This window comes from Aureimonas fodinaquatilis, from assembly GCF_008369445.1.
In the GTDB taxonomy this organism is placed as follows: domain Bacteria; phylum Pseudomonadota; class Alphaproteobacteria; order Rhizobiales; family Rhizobiaceae; genus Aureimonas; species Aureimonas fodinaquatilis.
In genome coordinates this window covers 967,229-983,963 of sequence record NZ_VTWH01000002.1, presented here as the reverse complement: position 1 = coordinate 983,963, position 16,735 = coordinate 967,229, and the positions used below count along the sequence as shown (strand labels likewise).

30 protein-coding genes are annotated in these 16,735 nt (G+C 55.3%); 26 read left to right on the top strand and 4 right to left on the bottom strand.

Annotated features, from left to right (window positions below; all coding sequences use genetic code 11):
* The first annotated feature begins 13 nt into the window (after positions 1 to 13).
* From rplC to rplR, 17 genes are all read left to right on the top strand, one after another.
* On the top strand, positions 14 to 736 hold the full coding sequence (rplC, locus tag FPY71_RS10905) for a 50S ribosomal protein L3 (RefSeq protein ID WP_149300273.1): 723 nt from the start codon (positions 14 to 16) through the stop codon (positions 734 to 736).
* Complete coding sequence (rplD, locus tag FPY71_RS10900) at positions 736 to 1,359, top strand: 50S ribosomal protein L4 (protein ID WP_149300272.1); 624 nt, start codon at positions 736 to 738, stop codon at positions 1,357 to 1,359. Before rplC ends, rplD begins: the two co-directional genes overlap by 1 nt.
* Positions 1,356 to 1,649 (top strand): 50S ribosomal protein L23, encoded by a 294-nt coding sequence (locus tag FPY71_RS10895; RefSeq protein WP_149300271.1) that lies wholly within the window; start codon positions 1,356 to 1,358, stop codon positions 1,647 to 1,649. The genes rplD and FPY71_RS10895 overlap by 4 nt, the downstream gene beginning before the upstream one ends.
* A 25-nt stretch (positions 1,650 to 1,674) precedes the next feature.
* On the top strand, positions 1,675 to 2,511 hold the full coding sequence (rplB, locus tag FPY71_RS10890; RefSeq protein WP_149300270.1) for a 50S ribosomal protein L2: 837 nt from the start codon (positions 1,675 to 1,677) through the stop codon (positions 2,509 to 2,511).
* A gap of 15 nt (positions 2,512 to 2,526) precedes the next feature.
* Complete coding sequence (rpsS, locus tag FPY71_RS10885) at positions 2,527 to 2,805, top strand: 30S ribosomal protein S19 (protein ID WP_149300269.1); 279 nt, start codon at positions 2,527 to 2,529, stop codon at positions 2,803 to 2,805.
* 2 nt (positions 2,806 to 2,807) lie between these two features.
* On the top strand, positions 2,808 to 3,194 hold the full coding sequence (gene rplV / locus FPY71_RS10880; protein WP_149300268.1) for a 50S ribosomal protein L22: 387 nt from the start codon (positions 2,808 to 2,810) through the stop codon (positions 3,192 to 3,194).
* Complete coding sequence (gene rpsC / locus FPY71_RS10875; RefSeq protein ID WP_149300267.1) at positions 3,194 to 3,910, top strand: 30S ribosomal protein S3; 717 nt, start codon at positions 3,194 to 3,196, stop codon at positions 3,908 to 3,910. The genes rplV and rpsC overlap by 1 nt, the downstream gene beginning before the upstream one ends.
* Before the next feature lie 25 nt (positions 3,911 to 3,935).
* Positions 3,936 to 4,349 carry a 50S ribosomal protein L16 gene (gene rplP / locus FPY71_RS10870; protein WP_149300266.1) on the top strand — a complete coding sequence of 138 codons (414 nt, stop codon included), beginning with the start codon at positions 3,936 to 3,938 and terminating at the stop codon, positions 4,347 to 4,349.
* Positions 4,350 to 4,362: 13 nt separating this feature from the next.
* Positions 4,363 to 4,563: a 50S ribosomal protein L29 gene (gene rpmC, locus FPY71_RS10865; protein WP_149300265.1), complete on the top strand. Its 201-nt coding sequence runs from the start codon at positions 4,363 to 4,365 to the stop codon at positions 4,561 to 4,563.
* A gap of 12 nt (positions 4,564 to 4,575) precedes the next feature.
* The gene (gene rpsQ / locus FPY71_RS10860; protein WP_149300264.1) at positions 4,576 to 4,821 is read left to right on the top strand and encodes a 30S ribosomal protein S17; all 246 of its coding nucleotides are present in this window, start codon (positions 4,576 to 4,578) and stop codon (positions 4,819 to 4,821) included.
* 64 nt (positions 4,822 to 4,885) lie between these two features.
* Positions 4,886 to 5,254, top strand: coding sequence for a 50S ribosomal protein L14 (rplN, locus tag FPY71_RS10855; protein ID WP_056504767.1), 369 nt, complete (start codon positions 4,886 to 4,888; stop codon positions 5,252 to 5,254).
* Between the two features lie 12 nt (positions 5,255 to 5,266).
* A complete protein-coding gene (gene rplX / locus FPY71_RS10850) occupies positions 5,267 to 5,578 on the top strand; it encodes a 50S ribosomal protein L24 (RefSeq protein ID WP_149300263.1) in 312 nt (103 codons plus the stop codon).
* Positions 5,571 to 6,128 carry a 50S ribosomal protein L5 gene (rplE, locus tag FPY71_RS10845; protein WP_149300262.1) on the top strand — a complete coding sequence of 186 codons (558 nt, stop codon included), beginning with the start codon at positions 5,571 to 5,573 and terminating at the stop codon, positions 6,126 to 6,128. Before rplX ends, rplE begins: the two co-directional genes overlap by 8 nt.
* 24 nt (positions 6,129 to 6,152) lie before the next feature.
* Entirely contained in the window at positions 6,153 to 6,458 is a 306-nt protein-coding gene (gene rpsN / locus FPY71_RS10840; protein WP_149300261.1) for a 30S ribosomal protein S14, read from the top strand.
* Positions 6,459 to 6,470: 12 nt separating this feature from the next.
* Positions 6,471 to 6,869, top strand: coding sequence for a 30S ribosomal protein S8 (gene rpsH / locus FPY71_RS10835; protein ID WP_149300260.1), 399 nt, complete (start codon positions 6,471 to 6,473; stop codon positions 6,867 to 6,869).
* A gap of 43 nt (positions 6,870 to 6,912) precedes the next feature.
* Positions 6,913 to 7,446: a 50S ribosomal protein L6 gene (gene rplF / locus FPY71_RS10830; RefSeq protein ID WP_149300259.1), complete on the top strand. Its 534-nt coding sequence runs from the start codon at positions 6,913 to 6,915 to the stop codon at positions 7,444 to 7,446.
* Positions 7,447 to 7,455: 9 nt separating this feature from the next.
* Positions 7,456 to 7,818 (top strand): 50S ribosomal protein L18, encoded by a 363-nt coding sequence (rplR, locus tag FPY71_RS10825; protein ID WP_149300258.1) that lies wholly within the window; start codon positions 7,456 to 7,458, stop codon positions 7,816 to 7,818.
* Positions 7,819 to 7,832: 14 nt separating this feature from the next.
* Here the strand turns inward: rplR and FPY71_RS10820 are convergent, their stop codons facing one another.
* Entirely contained in the window at positions 7,833 to 8,045 is a 213-nt protein-coding gene (locus FPY71_RS10820) for a hypothetical protein (RefSeq protein ID WP_149300257.1), read from the bottom strand.
* 36 nt (positions 8,046 to 8,081) lie between these two features.
* Between FPY71_RS10820 and rpsE the strand changes: the two genes are divergently transcribed.
* From rpsE to rplQ, 9 genes are all read left to right on the top strand, one after another.
* Positions 8,082 to 8,639: a 30S ribosomal protein S5 gene (rpsE, locus tag FPY71_RS10815; protein WP_149300256.1), complete on the top strand. Its 558-nt coding sequence runs from the start codon at positions 8,082 to 8,084 to the stop codon at positions 8,637 to 8,639.
* 62 nt (positions 8,640 to 8,701) lie between these two features.
* Positions 8,702 to 8,905, top strand: a complete 204-nt coding sequence (rpmD, locus tag FPY71_RS10810) for a 50S ribosomal protein L30 (RefSeq protein ID WP_149300255.1) — start codon at positions 8,702 to 8,704, stop codon at positions 8,903 to 8,905.
* 16 nt (positions 8,906 to 8,921) lie between these two features.
* A complete protein-coding gene (rplO, locus tag FPY71_RS10805) occupies positions 8,922 to 9,392 on the top strand; it encodes a 50S ribosomal protein L15 (RefSeq protein ID WP_149300254.1) in 471 nt (156 codons plus the stop codon).
* A gap of 266 nt (positions 9,393 to 9,658) precedes the next feature.
* Positions 9,659 to 11,002 carry a preprotein translocase subunit SecY gene (secY, locus tag FPY71_RS10800; RefSeq protein WP_149300253.1) on the top strand — a complete coding sequence of 448 codons (1,344 nt, stop codon included), beginning with the start codon at positions 9,659 to 9,661 and terminating at the stop codon, positions 11,000 to 11,002.
* Complete coding sequence (locus tag FPY71_RS10795) at positions 10,999 to 11,601, top strand: adenylate kinase (protein WP_149300252.1); 603 nt, start codon at positions 10,999 to 11,001, stop codon at positions 11,599 to 11,601. Before secY ends, FPY71_RS10795 begins: the two co-directional genes overlap by 4 nt.
* A 163-nt stretch (positions 11,602 to 11,764) precedes the next feature.
* A complete protein-coding gene (rpsM, locus tag FPY71_RS10790) occupies positions 11,765 to 12,133 on the top strand; it encodes a 30S ribosomal protein S13 (protein WP_149300251.1) in 369 nt (122 codons plus the stop codon).
* 119 nt (positions 12,134 to 12,252) lie between these two features.
* Positions 12,253 to 12,642, top strand: a complete 390-nt coding sequence (rpsK, locus tag FPY71_RS10785) for a 30S ribosomal protein S11 (RefSeq protein ID WP_149300250.1) — start codon at positions 12,253 to 12,255, stop codon at positions 12,640 to 12,642.
* Between the two features lie 229 nt (positions 12,643 to 12,871).
* Positions 12,872 to 13,888 (top strand): DNA-directed RNA polymerase subunit alpha, encoded by a 1,017-nt coding sequence (locus tag FPY71_RS10780; protein ID WP_149300249.1) that lies wholly within the window; start codon positions 12,872 to 12,874, stop codon positions 13,886 to 13,888.
* A gap of 135 nt (positions 13,889 to 14,023) precedes the next feature.
* The gene (gene rplQ, locus FPY71_RS10775) at positions 14,024 to 14,443 is read left to right on the top strand and encodes a 50S ribosomal protein L17 (RefSeq protein WP_149300248.1); all 420 of its coding nucleotides are present in this window, start codon (positions 14,024 to 14,026) and stop codon (positions 14,441 to 14,443) included.
* A gap of 85 nt (positions 14,444 to 14,528) precedes the next feature.
* Here rplQ and FPY71_RS18510 read toward each other — a convergent pair whose 3' ends face one another.
* The 3 genes from FPY71_RS18510 to FPY71_RS10760 all read right to left on the bottom strand — a co-directional run bounded on the left by FPY71_RS18510 (position 14,529) and on the right by FPY71_RS10760 (position 16,723).
* Positions 14,529 to 14,801 (bottom strand): aminotransferase class I/II-fold pyridoxal phosphate-dependent enzyme, encoded by a 273-nt coding sequence (locus tag FPY71_RS18510; RefSeq protein WP_188052305.1) that lies wholly within the window; start codon positions 14,799 to 14,801, stop codon positions 14,529 to 14,531.
* 272 nt (positions 14,802 to 15,073) lie between these two features.
* A complete protein-coding gene (locus FPY71_RS10765; protein WP_188052304.1) occupies positions 15,074 to 15,385 on the bottom strand; it encodes an aminotransferase class I/II-fold pyridoxal phosphate-dependent enzyme in 312 nt (103 codons plus the stop codon).
* A gap of 174 nt (positions 15,386 to 15,559) precedes the next feature.
* Entirely contained in the window at positions 15,560 to 16,723 is a 1,164-nt protein-coding gene (locus FPY71_RS10760) for an aminotransferase (protein ID WP_149300581.1), read from the bottom strand.
* Between the last annotated feature and the right edge of the window lie 12 nt (positions 16,724 to 16,735).

Genomic DNA, 16,735 nt, shown 5'->3' with positions numbered 1-16,735 from the left:
AAGGATAACGCCCATGCGTTCAGGTGTGATAGCACAGAAGGTCGGCATGACCCGCGTTTATAACGACGCTGGTGAACATGTTCCGGTAACGGTTCTCAAGATTGAGAATCTTCAGGTTGTAGGTCAGCGGACCCAGGAAAAGAACGGCTATACTGCTGTTCAGCTTGGTGTCGGACTTGCAAAGGTCAAGAACACGTCCAAGGCTATGCGCGGTGTATTCGCTCAGGCCTCGGTAGAGCCAAAGCGTAAGGTCGCAGAATTTCGGGTTTCCCCCGAAAATCTGGTTGATCTGGGTGCAGAAATCACTGCTGAGCACTTCGTTGCCGGGCAGTTGGTGGATGTGACCGGTACGTCGATCGGTAAAGGTTTTGCCGGCGTTATGAAGCGGCACAACTTCGGTGGTCTGCGCGCAACGCACGGCGTTTCCGTATCGCACCGTTCGCATGGTTCGACAGGTCAGCGTCAGGATCCAGGCAAGGTCTTCAAGAACAAGAAGATGGCCGGCCATATGGGTCAGACGCGGGTGACCACGCAGAACCTCGAGGTTGTTCGGACCGATGTCGATAAGGGTCTCATTTTGATCCGCGGCGCTGTTCCGGGTTCCAAGGGCGGCTGGATCTACATTCGCGACGCAGTCAAGTCTGCGCTTCCGGACACCGCACCAAAGCCGGCTGCACTGCGTCAGTCGGTGGCCAAAGCCGGCGTTGAAGCCACGGCTGCTGAAGGAGCCGAGTAATGGTTGATATTAAAGTAAAGACGCTGGCCGGTGGAGACGCCGGAACAGTGACCCTGGCGGAAGAGATCTTCGGTCTTGAGCCACGTGAAGACATCTTGCAGCGGATGGTGCGCTATCAGCTTGCAAAGCGTCAGCAGGGCACACATCAGACTCTGGGCCGGGCGGAAATCGCTCGGACCGGTGCAAAGCTCTACAAGCAGAAGGGCACTGGTCGTGCACGTCACGGCTCGGCTCGCGCTCCTCAGTTCCGCGGTGGTGGTAAGGCACATGGTCCGGTTTCGCGCAGCCATGCGCATGACCTGCCGAAGAAGCTTCGTCAGCTGGCGCTGCGTCATGCGCTGTCAGCCAAGGTCAAATCTGACAGCCTGATCATCATTGATGATCTGCGGTCAGAGGACGGCAAGACAAAGGCAACGTTTGCACAGTTCGGCGGCCTGGGCCTGAAGAATGCGCTTTTCATTGGTGGCACAGAGCTTGATGCGAATTTCTCTCGCTCGGCTCGTTCCATTCCGAACATTGACGTGCTGCCGGTTCAGGGCATCAACGTTTACGACATTCTGCGTCGTCAAACGCTGGTTCTGTCCAAGGCTGCTGTCGAAGCTCTTGAGGAGCGCTTCAAATGACCGATCTGCGCCACTATGACATTATTACAAGCCCGGTGATCACTGAGAAGTCGACACTGGTGTCTGAATACAATCAGGTGATCTTCAATGTTCCCGGCAAGGCTTCCAAGCCGGAGATCAAGGCCGCAGTTGAACAGCTGTTCGGTGTGAAGGTCACGGCGGTGAACACGTTGGTCCGTAAAGGCAAGGTTCGTCGTTTCAAGGGCCGGATAGGCCGTCAGAGCGACCAGAAGAGAGCGATCGTAACTTTGGCCGAAGGCCAGAGCATCGACGTCTCCACCGGCCTCTGAGAGCGAGCCCTGAGGAAATAGATCGATGGCATTGAAAAATTTCAAACCGGTAACGCCAAGCCAGCGCCAGCTGGTTATCGTTGACCGCTCCGGCCTCTGGAAGGGCAAGCCAGTCAAGCAATTGACTGAGGGCCTGACCAATAAGGGCGGTCGAAACAATACAGGTCGTATTACTGCCCGTTATCAAGGCGGTGGACACAAGCGCTCGTATCGCAAGATTGACTTCAAACGGCGTAAGTTTGACTCGGTTGCTACGGTTGAGCGGATTGAATATGATCCGAACCGCACAGCCTTTATCGCTTTGGTGCGTTATCAGGACGGTGAGCTGAGCTACATTCTGGCTCCGCAGCGTTTGGCTGCTGGCGACCAGATTGTTTCGGGTCTGTCTGGAATTGACGTTAAGCCAGGCAACGCAATGCCACTGTCGGCAATGCCGGTCGGCACCATTATCCACAACGTGGAAATGAAGCCGGAAAAAGGCGGTCAGATTGCTCGTTCGGCTGGCGCTTATGCTCAGCTGGTCGGTCGTGATCAGGGCATGGCGATCCTTCGGCTGAACTCCGGCGAACAGAGGCTTGTTCCTGGCGCATGTCTTGCCACTGTTGGTGCTGTATCCAACCCGGATCACGGCAACATCAATCTGGGCAAGGCTGGTCGTGCAGTATGGCTTGGCAAGCGTCCGCATGTTCGCGGTGTAGCCATGAACCCGGTCGATCACCCGCACGGTGGTGGTGAAGGTCGTACATCCGGTGGTCGTCATCCGGTCAGCCCATGGGGCAAGCCGACGAAGGGCAAGCGGACACGTCAGAACAAGTCCACGGACAAGTTCATCATGCGTTCGCGCCATCAGCGTAAGAAGTAAGAGAAGGATTTTCCTATGACACGTTCCGTCTGGAAGGGTCCGTTCGTTGATGGCTACCTTCTGAAGAAGGCAGAGAAGGTTCGCACCGGCGGCCGCAACGAAGTGATCAAGATCTGGAGCCGCCGTTCCACGATCCTGCCGCAGTTTGTTGGGCTCACATTTGGTGTCTACAACGGTTCCAAGCACATCCCGGTCTCGGTGAGCGAGGATATGGTTGGTCACAAGTTTGGCGAGTTTTCCCCAACCCGCACCTATTACGGCCACGGCGCCGACAAGAAGGCGAAGAGGAAGTAACAATGGGCAAGGCCAAGGCCGAGCGCGTGCTGAAAGATAACGAAGCGAGGGCAGTCGCCCGCACGCTTCGTGTCAGCCCGCAGAAACTAAATCTCGTCGCGCAGTTAATTCGTGGCAAGAAGGTCGATCGTGCGCTTGCCGATTTGACATTCTCGCGCAAGCGGATAGCCGAGACGGTTAAGAAGACACTTGAAAGCGCAATCGCCAACGCCGAGAACAATCACGATCTCGACATTGACGCGCTGGTTGTTGCCGAGGCATATGTCGGCAAATCAATCACGATGAAGCGTTTTCATGCACGCGGTCGTGGCCGGTCCAGCCGGGTTGAGAAGCCATTCTCACACTTGACCATCATTGTGCGCGAAGTTGCTGAAGAGGAGGCTGCGTAATGGGTCAGAAAGTTAATCCGACCGGTTTGCGGCTTGGTATCAATCGTACGTGGGATTCCCGCTGGTATGCAAATACTGGCGAGTATGGTCAGCTTCTTCACGAAGACCTGGCAATCCGCAAATACCTGCTCGAAGAGCTCAAGCAGGCTGCGGTGTCCAAGATTGTTATCGAGCGTCCTCACAAGAAGTGCCGCGTCACGATTCACTCGGCTCGTCCGGGCATCGTCATCGGCAAAAAAGGCGCAGACATCGAAAAGCTTCGCAAGAAGCTTGGGCAGCTGACAAATGCTGAGACGCATATCAACATTGTTGAAATTCGTAAGCCTGAGACAGATGCAACCCTGGTTGCTCAGTCGATTGCTCAGCAGCTTGAACGTCGCGTTGCATTCCGTCGTGCCATGAAGCGGGCAGTTCAGTCTGCGATGCGTCTGGGCGCGGAAGGCATTCGTATCAATTGTGGTGGCCGTTTGGGCGGCGCGGAAATCGCGCGCATGGAATGGTACCGCGAGGGACGAGTTCCACTGCACACATTGCGCGCCGACGTGGATTACGGTACTGCCGAGGCACACACGGCTTATGGCGTATGTGGCGTCAAAGTTTGGATTTTCAAAGGCGAGATCCTCGAACATGATCCGTTGGCCTCCGAGCGCCGCGCGGTCGAGGGCGAGGCTTCCGGTGGCGGTGGTAACCGTCGTCGTGAGCGCGACCACGCCTGATCAGATGGTTTCGGAGTAGAACGAAATGTTGCAACCAAAGCGCACGAAGTTCCGTAAGGCGTTCAAAGGACGCATTCACGGCGCCTCCAAGGGAGGTTCGTTGCTCAATTTTGGTGCCTTTGGATTAAAGGCACTGGAACCAGAGCGCGTCACTGCCCGTCAGATCGAAGCGGCTCGCCGTGCGATTACGCGTCAAATGAAACGTCAGGGTCGGGTCTGGATCCGTATTTTCCCTGACGTGCCAGTCACTGCCAAACCTACGGAAGTTCGTATGGGTAAGGGCAAGGGCGCAATCGAGTACTGGGCAGCGCGCGTCGCTCCTGGCCGTATCATGTTCGAGATAGACGGCGTTGCCGAAGATGTGGCGCGTGAAGCGCTTCGTCTGGGTGCAGCCAAGCTGCCTGTCAGAACGCGTTTCATTCAGCGCATTGCTGAATAAGGGAGAGCATGAGATGAAAGCCTCCGATATCAGGTCCAAGACCTCCGACGAGCTGAACACCGACCTTGGCAATCTGAAAAAAGAGCAGTTTAATCTGCGCTTCCAGCGTGCTACCGGACAGCTTGAGAACACAACGCGCGTTAAGGAGATCCGTCGCGATATTGCACGGATCAAGACAATCGCGCGCCAAAAGGCGGCCGGGAAGAAGGCCTGAAGGTAGAAGATTATGCCGAAACGCGTTTTGCAGGGGACCGTGGTCTCCGATAAGAATGACAAGACGGTCGTCGTGCTCGTGGAGCGTCGCTTCACGCACCCTCTCTTCAAGAAGACCGTTCGTCGGTCCAAGAAGTACAAGGCGCACGACGAGACCAATCAATATAAGGTCGGTGACGTCGTTTCCATTGAGGAAACCCGTCCGATCTCTCGTGACAAGACCTGGATCGTCGTCGCTAATGAAGCGGCGGCTAACTGAAGTTTTTGCCCGGGTGAGCGGCATATGGCACAGCTCCCCGGTCCGTTAATGAAGGCGGCCTGACATGATTCAGATGCAAACAAACCTCGATGTGGCGGATAATTCCGGCGCCCGTCGTGTCATGTGCATCAAGGTGCTGGGTGGCTCAAAGCGTAAATATGCTTCTGTAGGCGACATCATTGTCGTTTCCATCAAGGAAGCTATTCCGCGGGGCCGCGTAAAAAAAGGTGACGTTATGAAAGCCGTGGTGGTTCGTACCGCCAAGGATATTCGTAGAGCCGATGGTTCGGTGATCCGGTTCGACCGTAACGCTGCAGTTCTTATTGATAACAAGAAAGAGCCGGTCGGCACCCGTATCTTCGGACCAGTTCCTCGCGAATTGCGCGGTCGGAACCACATGAAGATCATTTCGCTGGCACCGGAAGTGCTCTAAGGAACCGGGATCATGCAGAAAATTCGTAAAGGCGACAAGGTCGTCGTTCTCGCTGGCAAGGACAAGGGTCGTTCCGGCGAAGTCATTCAGGTCATGCCAAAGGAAGACCGTGCGGTCGTTCGCGGTATCAACCTGGTTAAGCGTCATCAGCGCCAGACCGCTTCGCAGGAAGCAGGTATCATCTCCAAGGAAGCCTCGATTCATCTTTCGAATCTGGCGGTAGCAGACACTGACGGAAAGCCTACGCGCGTCGGTATCAAGCTGCTCGATGATGGCCGGAAAGTGCGTGTCGCCAAGCGTTCGGGAGATCAGATCGATGGTTGAGGCCACGTACGAGCCGCGCCTTAAAGCGGTTTATCGCGATGAAATTCGCGAAAAGATGGTTGAGCAGTTTAAGTACGCCAACAACATGCAGGTTCCCCGGATCGACAAGATCGTCATCAACATGGGTGTTGGTGAAGCGACTGCCGATTCCAAGAAGCCATCTGTTGCGGCTGAAGATCTTGCTTTGATTTCCGGTCAGAAACCGGTTATTACGCGGGCTCGCAACTCGATTGCCGGTTTCAAGGTTCGTGAAGGTATGCCGATTGGCACAAAGGTCACGCTCCGCAAAGACCGCATGTATGAGTTTCTGGACCGTTTGATTCAAATCGCATTGCCGCGGGTTCGCGATTTTCGTGGTTTGAACCCAAAAAGCTTTGACGGTCGTGGCAATTTTGCTATGGGCATCAAAGAACACCTCGTGTTCCCGGAAATCAACTACGATAAGGTTGATCAGACCTGGGGCATGGACATCATCGTGTGTACGACGGCGAAATCAGATGAGGAAGCGCGCGCTTTGCTGAAAGCGTTCAACTTCCCCTTCCGCCAGTAACGGCAGGCGAAAAGGACATAGACAATGGCTAAAAAGAGCGCGATCGAAAAGAACAAGCGCCGCGAGCGTCTGGTGGCACAATTTGCCGCCAAACGGGCTGCGCTGAAGGCGATCACCACAGATCAGGCTGCCAGCATGGAAGATCGTTTCCGTGCACAGCTGAAGCTTGCCGAATTGCCACGCAATTCGACCAAGGTTCGCATCCGCAATCGTTGTGAAGTAACTGGTCGCCCACGCGCCTATTACCGCAAACTTAAAATGTCACGTATCGCACTTCGGGAACTTGGCAACAATGGCCAAATCCCCGGCGTTGTGAAGTCGAGCTGGTAAGGAGAGAAGAAAATGGCTCTTTCAGATCCACTCGGTGATATGCTGACACGCATTCGCAATGCGATCATGCGTAACAAGCAGACAGTTTTGACGCCGGCTTCAAAGCTTCGCGCTCGTGTTCTGGATGTTCTCAAGGATGAAGGTTATATCCGCGGATATACCGAAACCCGTTTTGAGAACGGAACGGCAGAGTTCAGCATTGAGCTGAAATATTACGAAGGCGCTTCGGTTATCCGCGAGATCGCTCGTGTGTCCAAGCCTGGTCGGCGCGTTTACGTTTCGTCCAAGACAATCCCGCAGGTTGCGAATGGTCTTGGTATTTCGGTTCTTTCCACCCCTAAGGGTGTGATGGCCGATCACAATGCACGTGAACAGAATGTCGGGGGTGAGGTTCTCTGCCGCATCATCTGATGCGCGTGTGAACCCAGTTCTCGCTTAACGGACAGGTTTGACAATGTCTCGTATTGGTAAAAAGCCGGTCTCTCTTCCGAGCGGCGTGACGGCGTCCGTTGACGGACAGACCGTCCGGGCCAAGGGCCCGAAAGGCGAATTGACCTACGTTGTGAATGACGAGGTTCTGGTACAGTTGGGTGATGACGGGATCAAAGTCGATCCGCGTGATACATCCAAGGATGCGCGTGCCAAATGGGGCATGTCGCGCACCATGATTTCCAACATTCTGACGGGTGTTAAGGACGGTTTTGAAAAGCGTCTTGAAATCACCGGCGTTGGTTATCGCGCATCTATGCAGGGTAGCAAGCTTCAGCTCGCTCTCGGCTTTAGTCATGACGTGCTTTACGACGTACCAGAAGGCATCCAGATTTCGGTTCCAAAGCCGACTGAGATTGTCATCGTTGGTATCGACAAGCAGCGCGTTGGTCAGGTTGCGGCCGAAATTCGCGAGTATCGTGGCCCTGAGCCTTACAAAGGCAAGGGCGTGCGTTACGCTGGCGAAAAGATCGTCCGCAAGGAAGGTAAGAAGAAGTAAGGTCCCGATATGGCTAGCCAGAAAGAAATCCTTCGGCGCCGCGCAGGTCGTGTTCGCCGTTCGCTTAAGGCAGTGGCCAATGGACGTCCGCGTCTATCGGTTCACCGGTCTTCCAAGAATATCTATGCCCAGGTCATTGACGACGCTGCAGGGCGCACTCTTGCAGCAGCTTCCACATTGGAAGCGTCGCTCCGTTCTTCCTTGAAGACCGGCGCAGACGTCGCTGCCGCTCAGGCTGTTGGTAAGCTCGTTGCAGAGCGTGCCAAAGAAGCCGGCGTCAACGAGGTCATCTTTGATCGTGGCGCATTCATTTACCATGGCCGCGTTAAGGCCCTGGCAGACTCCGCTCGTGAGGGCGGTCTCTCCTTCTAAGAATGACGTCTTCGTCATTCTGTCAGTTCGCGATTAAGTTTTCCGGTGCCGCGGGTTTTCCTGCGCGCCGGATTATGCTTTAAGCCGCTTGCTTGATTGCACCGCTTCGCCAGTTTTCCGTTAGCCGTCGGGATCTGCGCAGGTTGGGCAAAATCGATCATGTGCATCCAGCGTTTGGTGGACGCCATGTCGATGGAAATTTCGCCGGGCAGCGTGTGTCTGCCCACCAATAGTCGCCTCCGGAAAAAAACAAGGAACAGGATATGGCGCCTCGTAATGAGAAGAATGAACGCGAAGAGCGTGATGACGGCTTCGTAGACAAGCTGGTTCACATCAACCGCGTTGCCAAGGTTGTGAAGGGTGGTCGTCGCTTCGGCTTCGCCGCATTGGTTGTAGTTGGTGATCTGAAGGGTCGCGTTGGTTTCGGTCACGGCAAGGCTCGTGAAGTGCCTGAGGCTATCCGCAAGGCAACTGAAGCTGCCAAGCGTGAGCTGATTTTCGTTCCGCTGCGCGATGCACGCACTCTGCACCACGATGTTCACGGTCGCCATGGCGCTGGTAAAGTGATTCTGCGCGCGGCCGATGCTGGTACCGGGATCATTGCCGGTGGCCCGATGCGCGCCGTGTTCGAGGCCGTTGGCATGCACGATGTGGTTGCCAAGTCTCTTGGTTCGTCCAACCCGTACAACATGGTTCGTGCAACTTTTGACGCGTTGAAGGGTCAGATGCATCCTAAGGATGTTGCTGCTCGCCGTGGTCTCAAGTACTCGACGCTGCAAGCTCGTCGTCGTGATCAGGTTGGGCCGGAAAGCGAAGGTTGATCTCTGCTGGCATCTGCCAGTTTTGTTCATGCTTTTGTTTTTGAATCAGAAGGAGCCTTCACATGGCTAACAAAAAACAGGCCGGGAAGACGATCACAGTCGAACAGATCGGTAGCCCGCTTCGCCGCCCGGATGACCAGCGCCAGACGCTTGTCGGTCTCGGTCTCAATAAGATGCACAAGCGCCGGACTTTGGAAGATACGCCTTCCGTTCGTGGGATGATCCGCAAGGTCAACCACCTCGTCCGCGTTGTTGACGGCCAGTGAGCCGGGAGAAGCCAAAATGAAACTCAACGAAATTGCCGATGTTGCCGGTGCTACGCACGCCCGCAAGCGGGTAGGTCGTGGTATTGGTTCAGGTTCGGGTAAAACCGGCGGTCGCGGTGTCAAGGGTCAGAAGTCCCGGTCCGGCGTAGCGATCAACGGCTTCGAAGGTGGGCAGATGCCACTTTATCGCCGCTTGCCCAAGCGCGGTTTTGTCAACATCTTCGCCAAGAACTTCAATGTTGTGTCCGTTGGCCGGATTCAGCAGGCTGTTGACGCTGGCAAGCTGGACGGCGCAGCCACGATCGACGTTGCTGCGTTGAAGCTTGCTGGCCTTGTCAGCAAAGCGCGCGATGGCGTGCGTTTGCTTGGCGATGGTGAAGTGAAGTCCAAGTTGCAGATCACTGTTGATGGTGCATCCAAGTCGGCGGTCGAAAAGATCTCCAAGGCTGGTGGTGCTGTCAACCTGCCTGTCAGCGCTGAAGCTTAAAGAGCGAAGGCTCTTGCACAGTCTGGCTTTCATTGCCAGATTACGTTGAGTGAGAAGCGGCTCAGGTCGCTTTTCACATAAGATTCTTCTTCTTGCTTCAAGCCAGACGCTCGGCCGCTCAGATCGAGATATTCCCGGATGAAGGTGGCTGTGTCGCGTTCAGCTGGAAGTGAAGGGGCAGGGGGCTGAGGCAACAGGGCGCGTGACATCCTGACAGGATTTCAGACTATGCGCGCTCCTTGGGGTAACCCGGAGAGATTTCGAAGATGGCATCGGCCGCGGAACAACTTGCCGCAAATCTGAATTTCGCTGCTTTCTCTAAAGCAGAAGATTTGAAAAAGCGCATCTGGTTTACACTGGGTGCTTTGCTCGTCTACCGGCTTGGAACATATATTCCGATGCCAGGTATCGACCCTGATGCTATGGCACAGGCGTTTCAGCAACAATCGACCGGTATTCTGGGGTTGTTCAACATGTTTGCTGGTGGCGCTGTTGGCCGTATGGCCATATTCGCGCTCGGCATCATGCCATATATCTCGGCGTCGATTATCATTCAGCTTATGACGTCTGTGGTGCCTACGCTCGAAGCCCTGAAAAAAGAGGGTGAGCAAGGCCGCAAGATCATCAACCAGTACACGCGTTATGGAACGGTGCTTCTGGCAACCGTCCAGGCTTACGGAATTGCAGTCGGTCTGCAGTCATCTGGTGGTATCGTCACCGATCCGGGAATGTTCTTCCTGCTTTCCAGCGTGATCACGCTGGTTGGTGGCACCATGTTCCTGATGTGGCTGGGTGAACAGATCACGGCCCGTGGTATTGGCAACGGAATTTCGCTGATCATTTTTGCTGGCATTGTGGCCAACCTGCCGTCTGCCGTAGCCAATCTGCTTGAGCTTGGTCGCACCGGTGCGCTATCCGCATTCGTAATTCTGATGGTGATCATTGTTGCCATTGGCTGTATCGCGCTGATCGTGTTTTTCGAGCGTGCACAGCGTCGCTTGCTGATTCAGTATCCCAAGCGCCAGGTTGGCAACCGTATGTTCCAGGGCGATACATCGCACCTGCCGCTGAAGCTCAACACTGCCGGTGTCATTCCGCCGATTTTCGCGTCGTCGCTTCTGCTTTTGCCTGTGACCATCGCGAATTTTTCGGACACAAGCCAGCTGCCGGGTTGGGCCACGGCTATTGTTGCTTCGCTTGGTCATGGTCAGCCGCTGTACATGATCCTGTATGCGTCGATGATCGCCTTCTTTGCGTTTTTCTACACGGCCATCGTTTTTAGCCCGAAGGACACCGCAGACAATCTGAAAAAGCATGGCGGGTTCATTCTGGGTATTCGTCCGGGTGAGCGCACGGCTGAGTATATCGATTACGTTCTGACGCGTATCACGGTCCTTGGTGCGATTTACCTCGTGGCGATATGTTTGCTGCCGGAAGTTTTGATCACCGCTGTTGGCATACCATTCTACCTGGGGGGCACTTCACTTCTCATTGTTGTTTCGGTGACAATGGACACCGTTGCGCAGGTTCAGGGCCATTTGCTTGCTCATCAATATGAAGGGCTGGTGAAGAAGGCGAAACTCCGTGGCGGTAAGCGAGGATCCCGATGAGATTGATTCTTCTTGGCCCGCCAGGGGCTGGAAAAGGCACGCAGGCACAAAGGCTGATTGAGGCATACGGAATTCCGCAGCTTTCAACCGGTGACATGCTACGGGAAGCCGTGGCCAATGAGACCGAGATTGGCCGGAAGGCCAAGGCGATCATGGAAGCCGGCCAGCTGGTTTCCGATGAGGTCGTGATCGGCATTGTTGCGGACCGTATTGATCAGCCGGATGCACGCAATGGCTTCATTCTGGACGGTTTTCCAAGGACTGTCGCTCAGGCAGAAGCGCTGCAGGGCCTATTGTCTGGCAAGGGCGTGGCGATTGACCGGGTGATCGAGTTCAAGGTCGATGAAGACAAGCTCGTCGAGCGCATCCTGCGGCGTGCGTCTGAGGCAGAGGCTCAAGGCTTGCCACCTCGTAAGGACGATAATCCGGATGTGTTTCTTCGCCGCCTGAATGAGTTTCGTGAAGCGACCGCGGCGGTTGCGCCATTCTATCGCGACCGTGGTCTTGTTTCAGTGGTCGACGGAATGGCGAGTGTCGACTCTGTGACATCTCAGATCCGCCAGGCGCTGGATTCAAAGGCGTCGGTTGGAGTTGCCTGAGTCCTCTCCGGTTGACTCAATTTAATGGTTTCTTTATATGCTGCACATTCGCGAATCTTTGCGGCTGGCGTGGCACCTACACAGTGCTGGCACCGGTCGCTTTGGCTTATCAGTGCCTTATTTTTCTTGGGCGCCGGCTGGCCCCTAACTTAGGAGTAACGACGTGGCCCGTATCGCTGGCGTCAACATCCCGACAAACAAGCGCGTTGTTATTGCGCTTCAGTACATTCATGGCATCGGCCCGCGCTTTGCGCAGGAAATCGTGCAGAAGGCCAACCTCGCTCCAGAGCGTCGGGTTAATGATCTGACGGACGCAGAAATTCTGCAGGTCCGTGAGCTTATCGATCGTGACTATCAGGTCGAGGGCGATCTTCGTCGTGAAACATCGATGAACATCAAGCGACTGATGGACCTTGGCTGCTACCGCGGTCTTCGTCATCGTCGCGGTCTGCCGGTCCGCGGTCAGCGCACGCACACCAATGCACGCACCCGCAAGGGTCCTGCAAAGGCGATTGCAGGCAAGAAGAAGTAATTTCTGATCAGTCTCTGTCCATGCGGGCAGGGGCGATGGAATTTGTGTTCGGGTGAATTTGCCCGAACGGTGGAGCCGCTGGAATAACGGCGGTGTCGATATCTCATAAAGGCAGATAAATGGCTAAAGAGCAGCAACGCGTTCGTCGTAGAGAGCGCAAGAACATTACGTCCGGTGTAGCGCACGTAAATTCTTCCTTCAACAACACCTTGATCACCATAACCGACGCGCAGGGCAATGCGATTGCCTGGTCCTCGGCTGGTGCGCAGGGGTTCAAGGGTTCACGTAAGTCCACTCCTTTCGCGGCGCAGATTGCTGCTGAAGATGCTGCCAAGAAGGCGCAGGAGCATGGCATGCGGACCTTGGAAGTTGAAGTCTCCGGCCCAGGTTCCGGTCGTGAATCCGCGCTTCGCGCTCTGCAGTCTGCTGGCTTCACCATCACCTCTATTCGTGATGTCACGCCAATTCCGCACAATGGTGTGCGTCCGCGCAAAAAGCGCCGCGTCTAAAGTTTGCTACAATTTGGCCGCACCGCCTCTGCCGGCGTTGCGGCTTTGACGCTTTTGGCTCAACTGGTCGCGTTACCTGGCCGTTTGCAAGCTGTGCAGTGTCAGACATTAGAATTTTAGCGCATTTGCCAGTCCAAATAACGGCAAATGCGTGCTGGAGGGGCATCCCTCTTATTGGAGACCCGGCGTCACGATTGGATGGTGACGGGGTAGCTGAAAGGCCAAAGTCATGATCGCCAGCAACTGGCAAGACCTAACGAAGCCAAATCAGGTGGTATTCACCGGTTCGGGTCGCACTCGCACGTCTTTGACCGCCGAGCCGCTGGAGCGCGGTTTCGGACTGACGCTGGGCAACGCCCTGCGTCGTGTTCTTCTGTCTTCACTGCAGGGCGCAGCGGTCACCGCGGTTCAGATCGACGGTGTGCTGCACGAGTTTTCCTCAATCGCCGGCGTGCGTGAAGATGTGACGGACATTGTTCTGAACATCAAGGAAATCAATATCGCAATGCCGGGTGAAGGGCCGAAGCGCATGGTGCTTCGCAAGTCCGGACCTTGCGTTGTTACCGCCGGCGATATTCAAACCGTTGGCGATATTGAAATTCTGAACCCGGACCATGAAATCTGCACTCTCGATGAGGGCGCGGAAATCCGCATGGAATTCACGGTCAACACCGGCAAGGGCTATGTTCCTGCTGACCAGAATCGTGCCGAAGATGCACCGATCGGGTTGATCCCTGTCGACGCGTTGTTTTCGCCTGTAAAGAAGGTTTCCTACAAGGTTGAGAACACGCGTGAAGGGCAGGACCTGAACAAGGACAAGCTCACCATGCAGATTGAGACGGATGGCTCAATCTCCGGTGAGGATGCGGTGGCTTATGCTGCCCGCATTCTTCAGGATCAGCTGGCTGTCTTCATCAACTTCGAAGAACCACAGCGCGACGCTCGCGGTGCCGAAGAGCAGATTGCCGAACTGGCATTCAATCCTGCTCTGTTGAAAAAGGTTGATGAGCTCGAACTGTCTGTGCGTTCGGCTAACTGCCTGAAGAACGACAACATTGTTTACATCGGCGATCTGATTCAGAAGACTGAGGCCGAAATGCTTCGGACTCCGAATTTCGGTCGTAAGTCCCTGAACGAGATCAAGGAAGTTCTGGCTTCCATGGGCTTGCATCTGGGCATGGAAGTGAACGCCTGGCCACCTGAGAATATCGACGATCTGGCCAAGCGTTACGAAGATCAGTACTGATCTGAACTGCATTCGCCGCCCTTCGGAGCGGCGAACACTACGGGAACAATCATTTAAAGGCACATGCAGCCGATTTTCGGGATGCGAGGATGCCGACCGCCGGATTAAAGTCCGGCCCTTTAATGGAGATTCACAATGCGTCACGGAAATCGCGGCCGTAAACTTAATCGTACAGCTTCTCACCGAAAGGCAATGTTTGCCAACATGGCAGCCTCGCTGATCGAGCACGAGCAGATCGTCACAACTTTGCCAAAGGCCAAGGATCTGCGCCCAATCGCAGATAAGCTGATCACACTCGGCAAGCGTGGCGACCTTCATGCACGTCGTCAGGCTATCAGCCAGATTCGTGATGAGGCTGCTGTCCGCAAGCTGTTTGACACCTTGGCCAGCCGTTATAGCGAGCGCAACGGCGGTTACACCCGCGTTCTCAAGGCTGGTTTCCGCCGTGGTGACAACGCCCCTCTGGCTGTTATTGAATTCGTTGATCGTGATCCGGAAGCACGTGGCGCTGGCGATCGCGCACGGGTTGAAGCCGAAGGCGGTTCGGAAGACTGATTTTCCGCTTTTTCGTCTGCCGTTTAGCGGCTGCGGAAAAGTTGGCCTGTGACCAGTAAGGTTACGATGGATTAGAAAGCCCCTGTCACTCCGGTGCGGGGGCTTTTCTGTTGTGCAGCGTTCGAAAAAATCCGGGGCTGTATGTCAAATTGTTCAGGCGAGTGCACGCTTCCCGAATTTGGCTGACTTCAACATTGGCAAAAGCAAGTCGCAGGAAGTCATCCAGATTCTCGCCGAAATATGAGCCGGGCAGTGTAATGAGTCCCAGTTGTTCGGCCAGTTGCTGTGCTACATCGGCAGAGGTGCGTCCGGTGTAGGGATGACGCACGACAGCAAAATAGGCTCCGATCAAGTTCAACTTCCATCCTGGCACGAGCGCAATGGACGATTTGCATGGCACTAGCGCGTCGATTGATTTCCTGACGGTTCTGCTCCCGCCAGTTTTCCAGCACAGGAATGAGGGACGCAACCGCATGCTGCGGCGCACCGATTTTTTCGCTTTTCCAATTGCCTTATAGCGGCTGAGGAAAAGTTGGTATGTGACCATTAAAGCTACGATGGCTTTGCAAGCCTTTGCCACACCGGTGCGGGGGCTTTTCTGTTGTACAGCGTTCGAAAAAATCCGGGGCTTTATGTCAAACTTTTCAGGCGAGTGCACGCTTCCTGAATTGGGCTGACTTCAACATTGGCAAAAGCAAGTCGCAAGAAATCATCCAGATTCTCGCCGAAGTATGAGCCGGGCAGTGTGATGAGCCCCAGTTGCTCAGCCAGTTGCTGTGCCACATCGGCAGAGGTGCGTCCGGAGTAAGGGTGTCGCACGAAAGCAAAATAGGCTCCGATCGAGTTCAGCTTCCATCCTGGCACGGGCGCAATGCAAGATTGCATGGCACTGGCGCGTCGGTTGATTTCCTGACGGTTCTGCTCCCGCCAGTTTTCCAGCACAGGAAGGTGGGGCGGAACCGCATGCTGCGGCGCACTGAATTATCGCTTTTCCAATTGCCGTATTGCGGCTGAGGAAAAGTTGGTCTGCGACCATTAAGGTTCCGGTGATTTCGCAAGCCCCTGTCACTCCGGTGCGGGGGCATTTCTGTTGTACAGCGTCCGGAAAATCCGTGCCTACGTCAAACTTTTCAGGCGAGCGCACGCCTCCTGAATTGGGCTGACTTCAACATTGGCAAAAGCCAGTCGCAAGAAGTCATCCAGTTCCTCGCCAAAGTATGAGCCAGGCAGTGTGATGAGCCCCAGTTGCTTGGCCAGTTGCTGTGCCACATCGGCAGAGGTGCGTCCGGGGTAGGGGTGGCGCACAAAAGCAAAATAGGCTCCGATCGAGTTCAACTTCCATCCCGGAACGAGTGCAATGGAAGATTGCATGGCACTGGCGCGTCGGTTGATTTCCTGACGGTTCTGCTCTCGCCAGTTTTCCAGCACAGGAATGAGGGGCGCAACCGCATGCTGGACCGCGCGGGGAGCGCAAATTTGCAGATTGTCCATGACCTTGGCCATCTGGCGAATAACGGCCTCACCGGCAGTTACAGCGCCCAGTCGATGGCCTGGAATGCAAAAGGATTTGGAGAAGCTGTAGAGCTGGATCAGATTTTCCCGCCAGTCTTCACGACCCATAGGTCCGGAGGCAAGATCGAGCGGATCCATGAAATCACGATAGGTTTCGTCAAGGATCAGCCAGATTCCGCGCCGTTTGCAAAGGTCGAAGATTTCACACAGGAGCTCAGCGGGGTAAACCGCGCCGGTCGGATTGTTGGGCGACACAAGCACGACAGCCTTCGTTTTCGGCGTGATGGCGGTATCGATATCGGCCGCACCGGGTACAAAGCCGAGCTCCGGCTTGCACGCAACAGTGTTTGCCGAAATTCCCAGCATTGTCAGAGTTGTTTCATGGTTGAAGTAGCAGGGGTTGGTCAGCAACACTGCGTCGCCCGCAGACGCAACGGCCATCAAAGCTGCCGTGAAGGCCTGATTGCAGCCAGCAGTGATCTGCACGCTGCCCATGTGAACTGATGTGCCGTACAGCCCGGCAACGTGTTTTGCATATGCGGTTCGCAGCTCCGGCTCGCCTTCAATCGCGCCATAGCCAGCCAGTCTGGGGTCGCTTGCGCATTGGCCAAGTGCTGCCAGTAGGTCGTGATGCGGGGCATATCCCGGCACTGCCTGCGAGAGGTCGATCAGCGGGCCGCATGCGCCAGAGTAAGCGCGTGCCCACGACTGAACGTGGGGTATTGGCGGAGCGGTCAGCGTTTCCACCAGAGGATTGAATGCGGGCATCGGCATGGCACA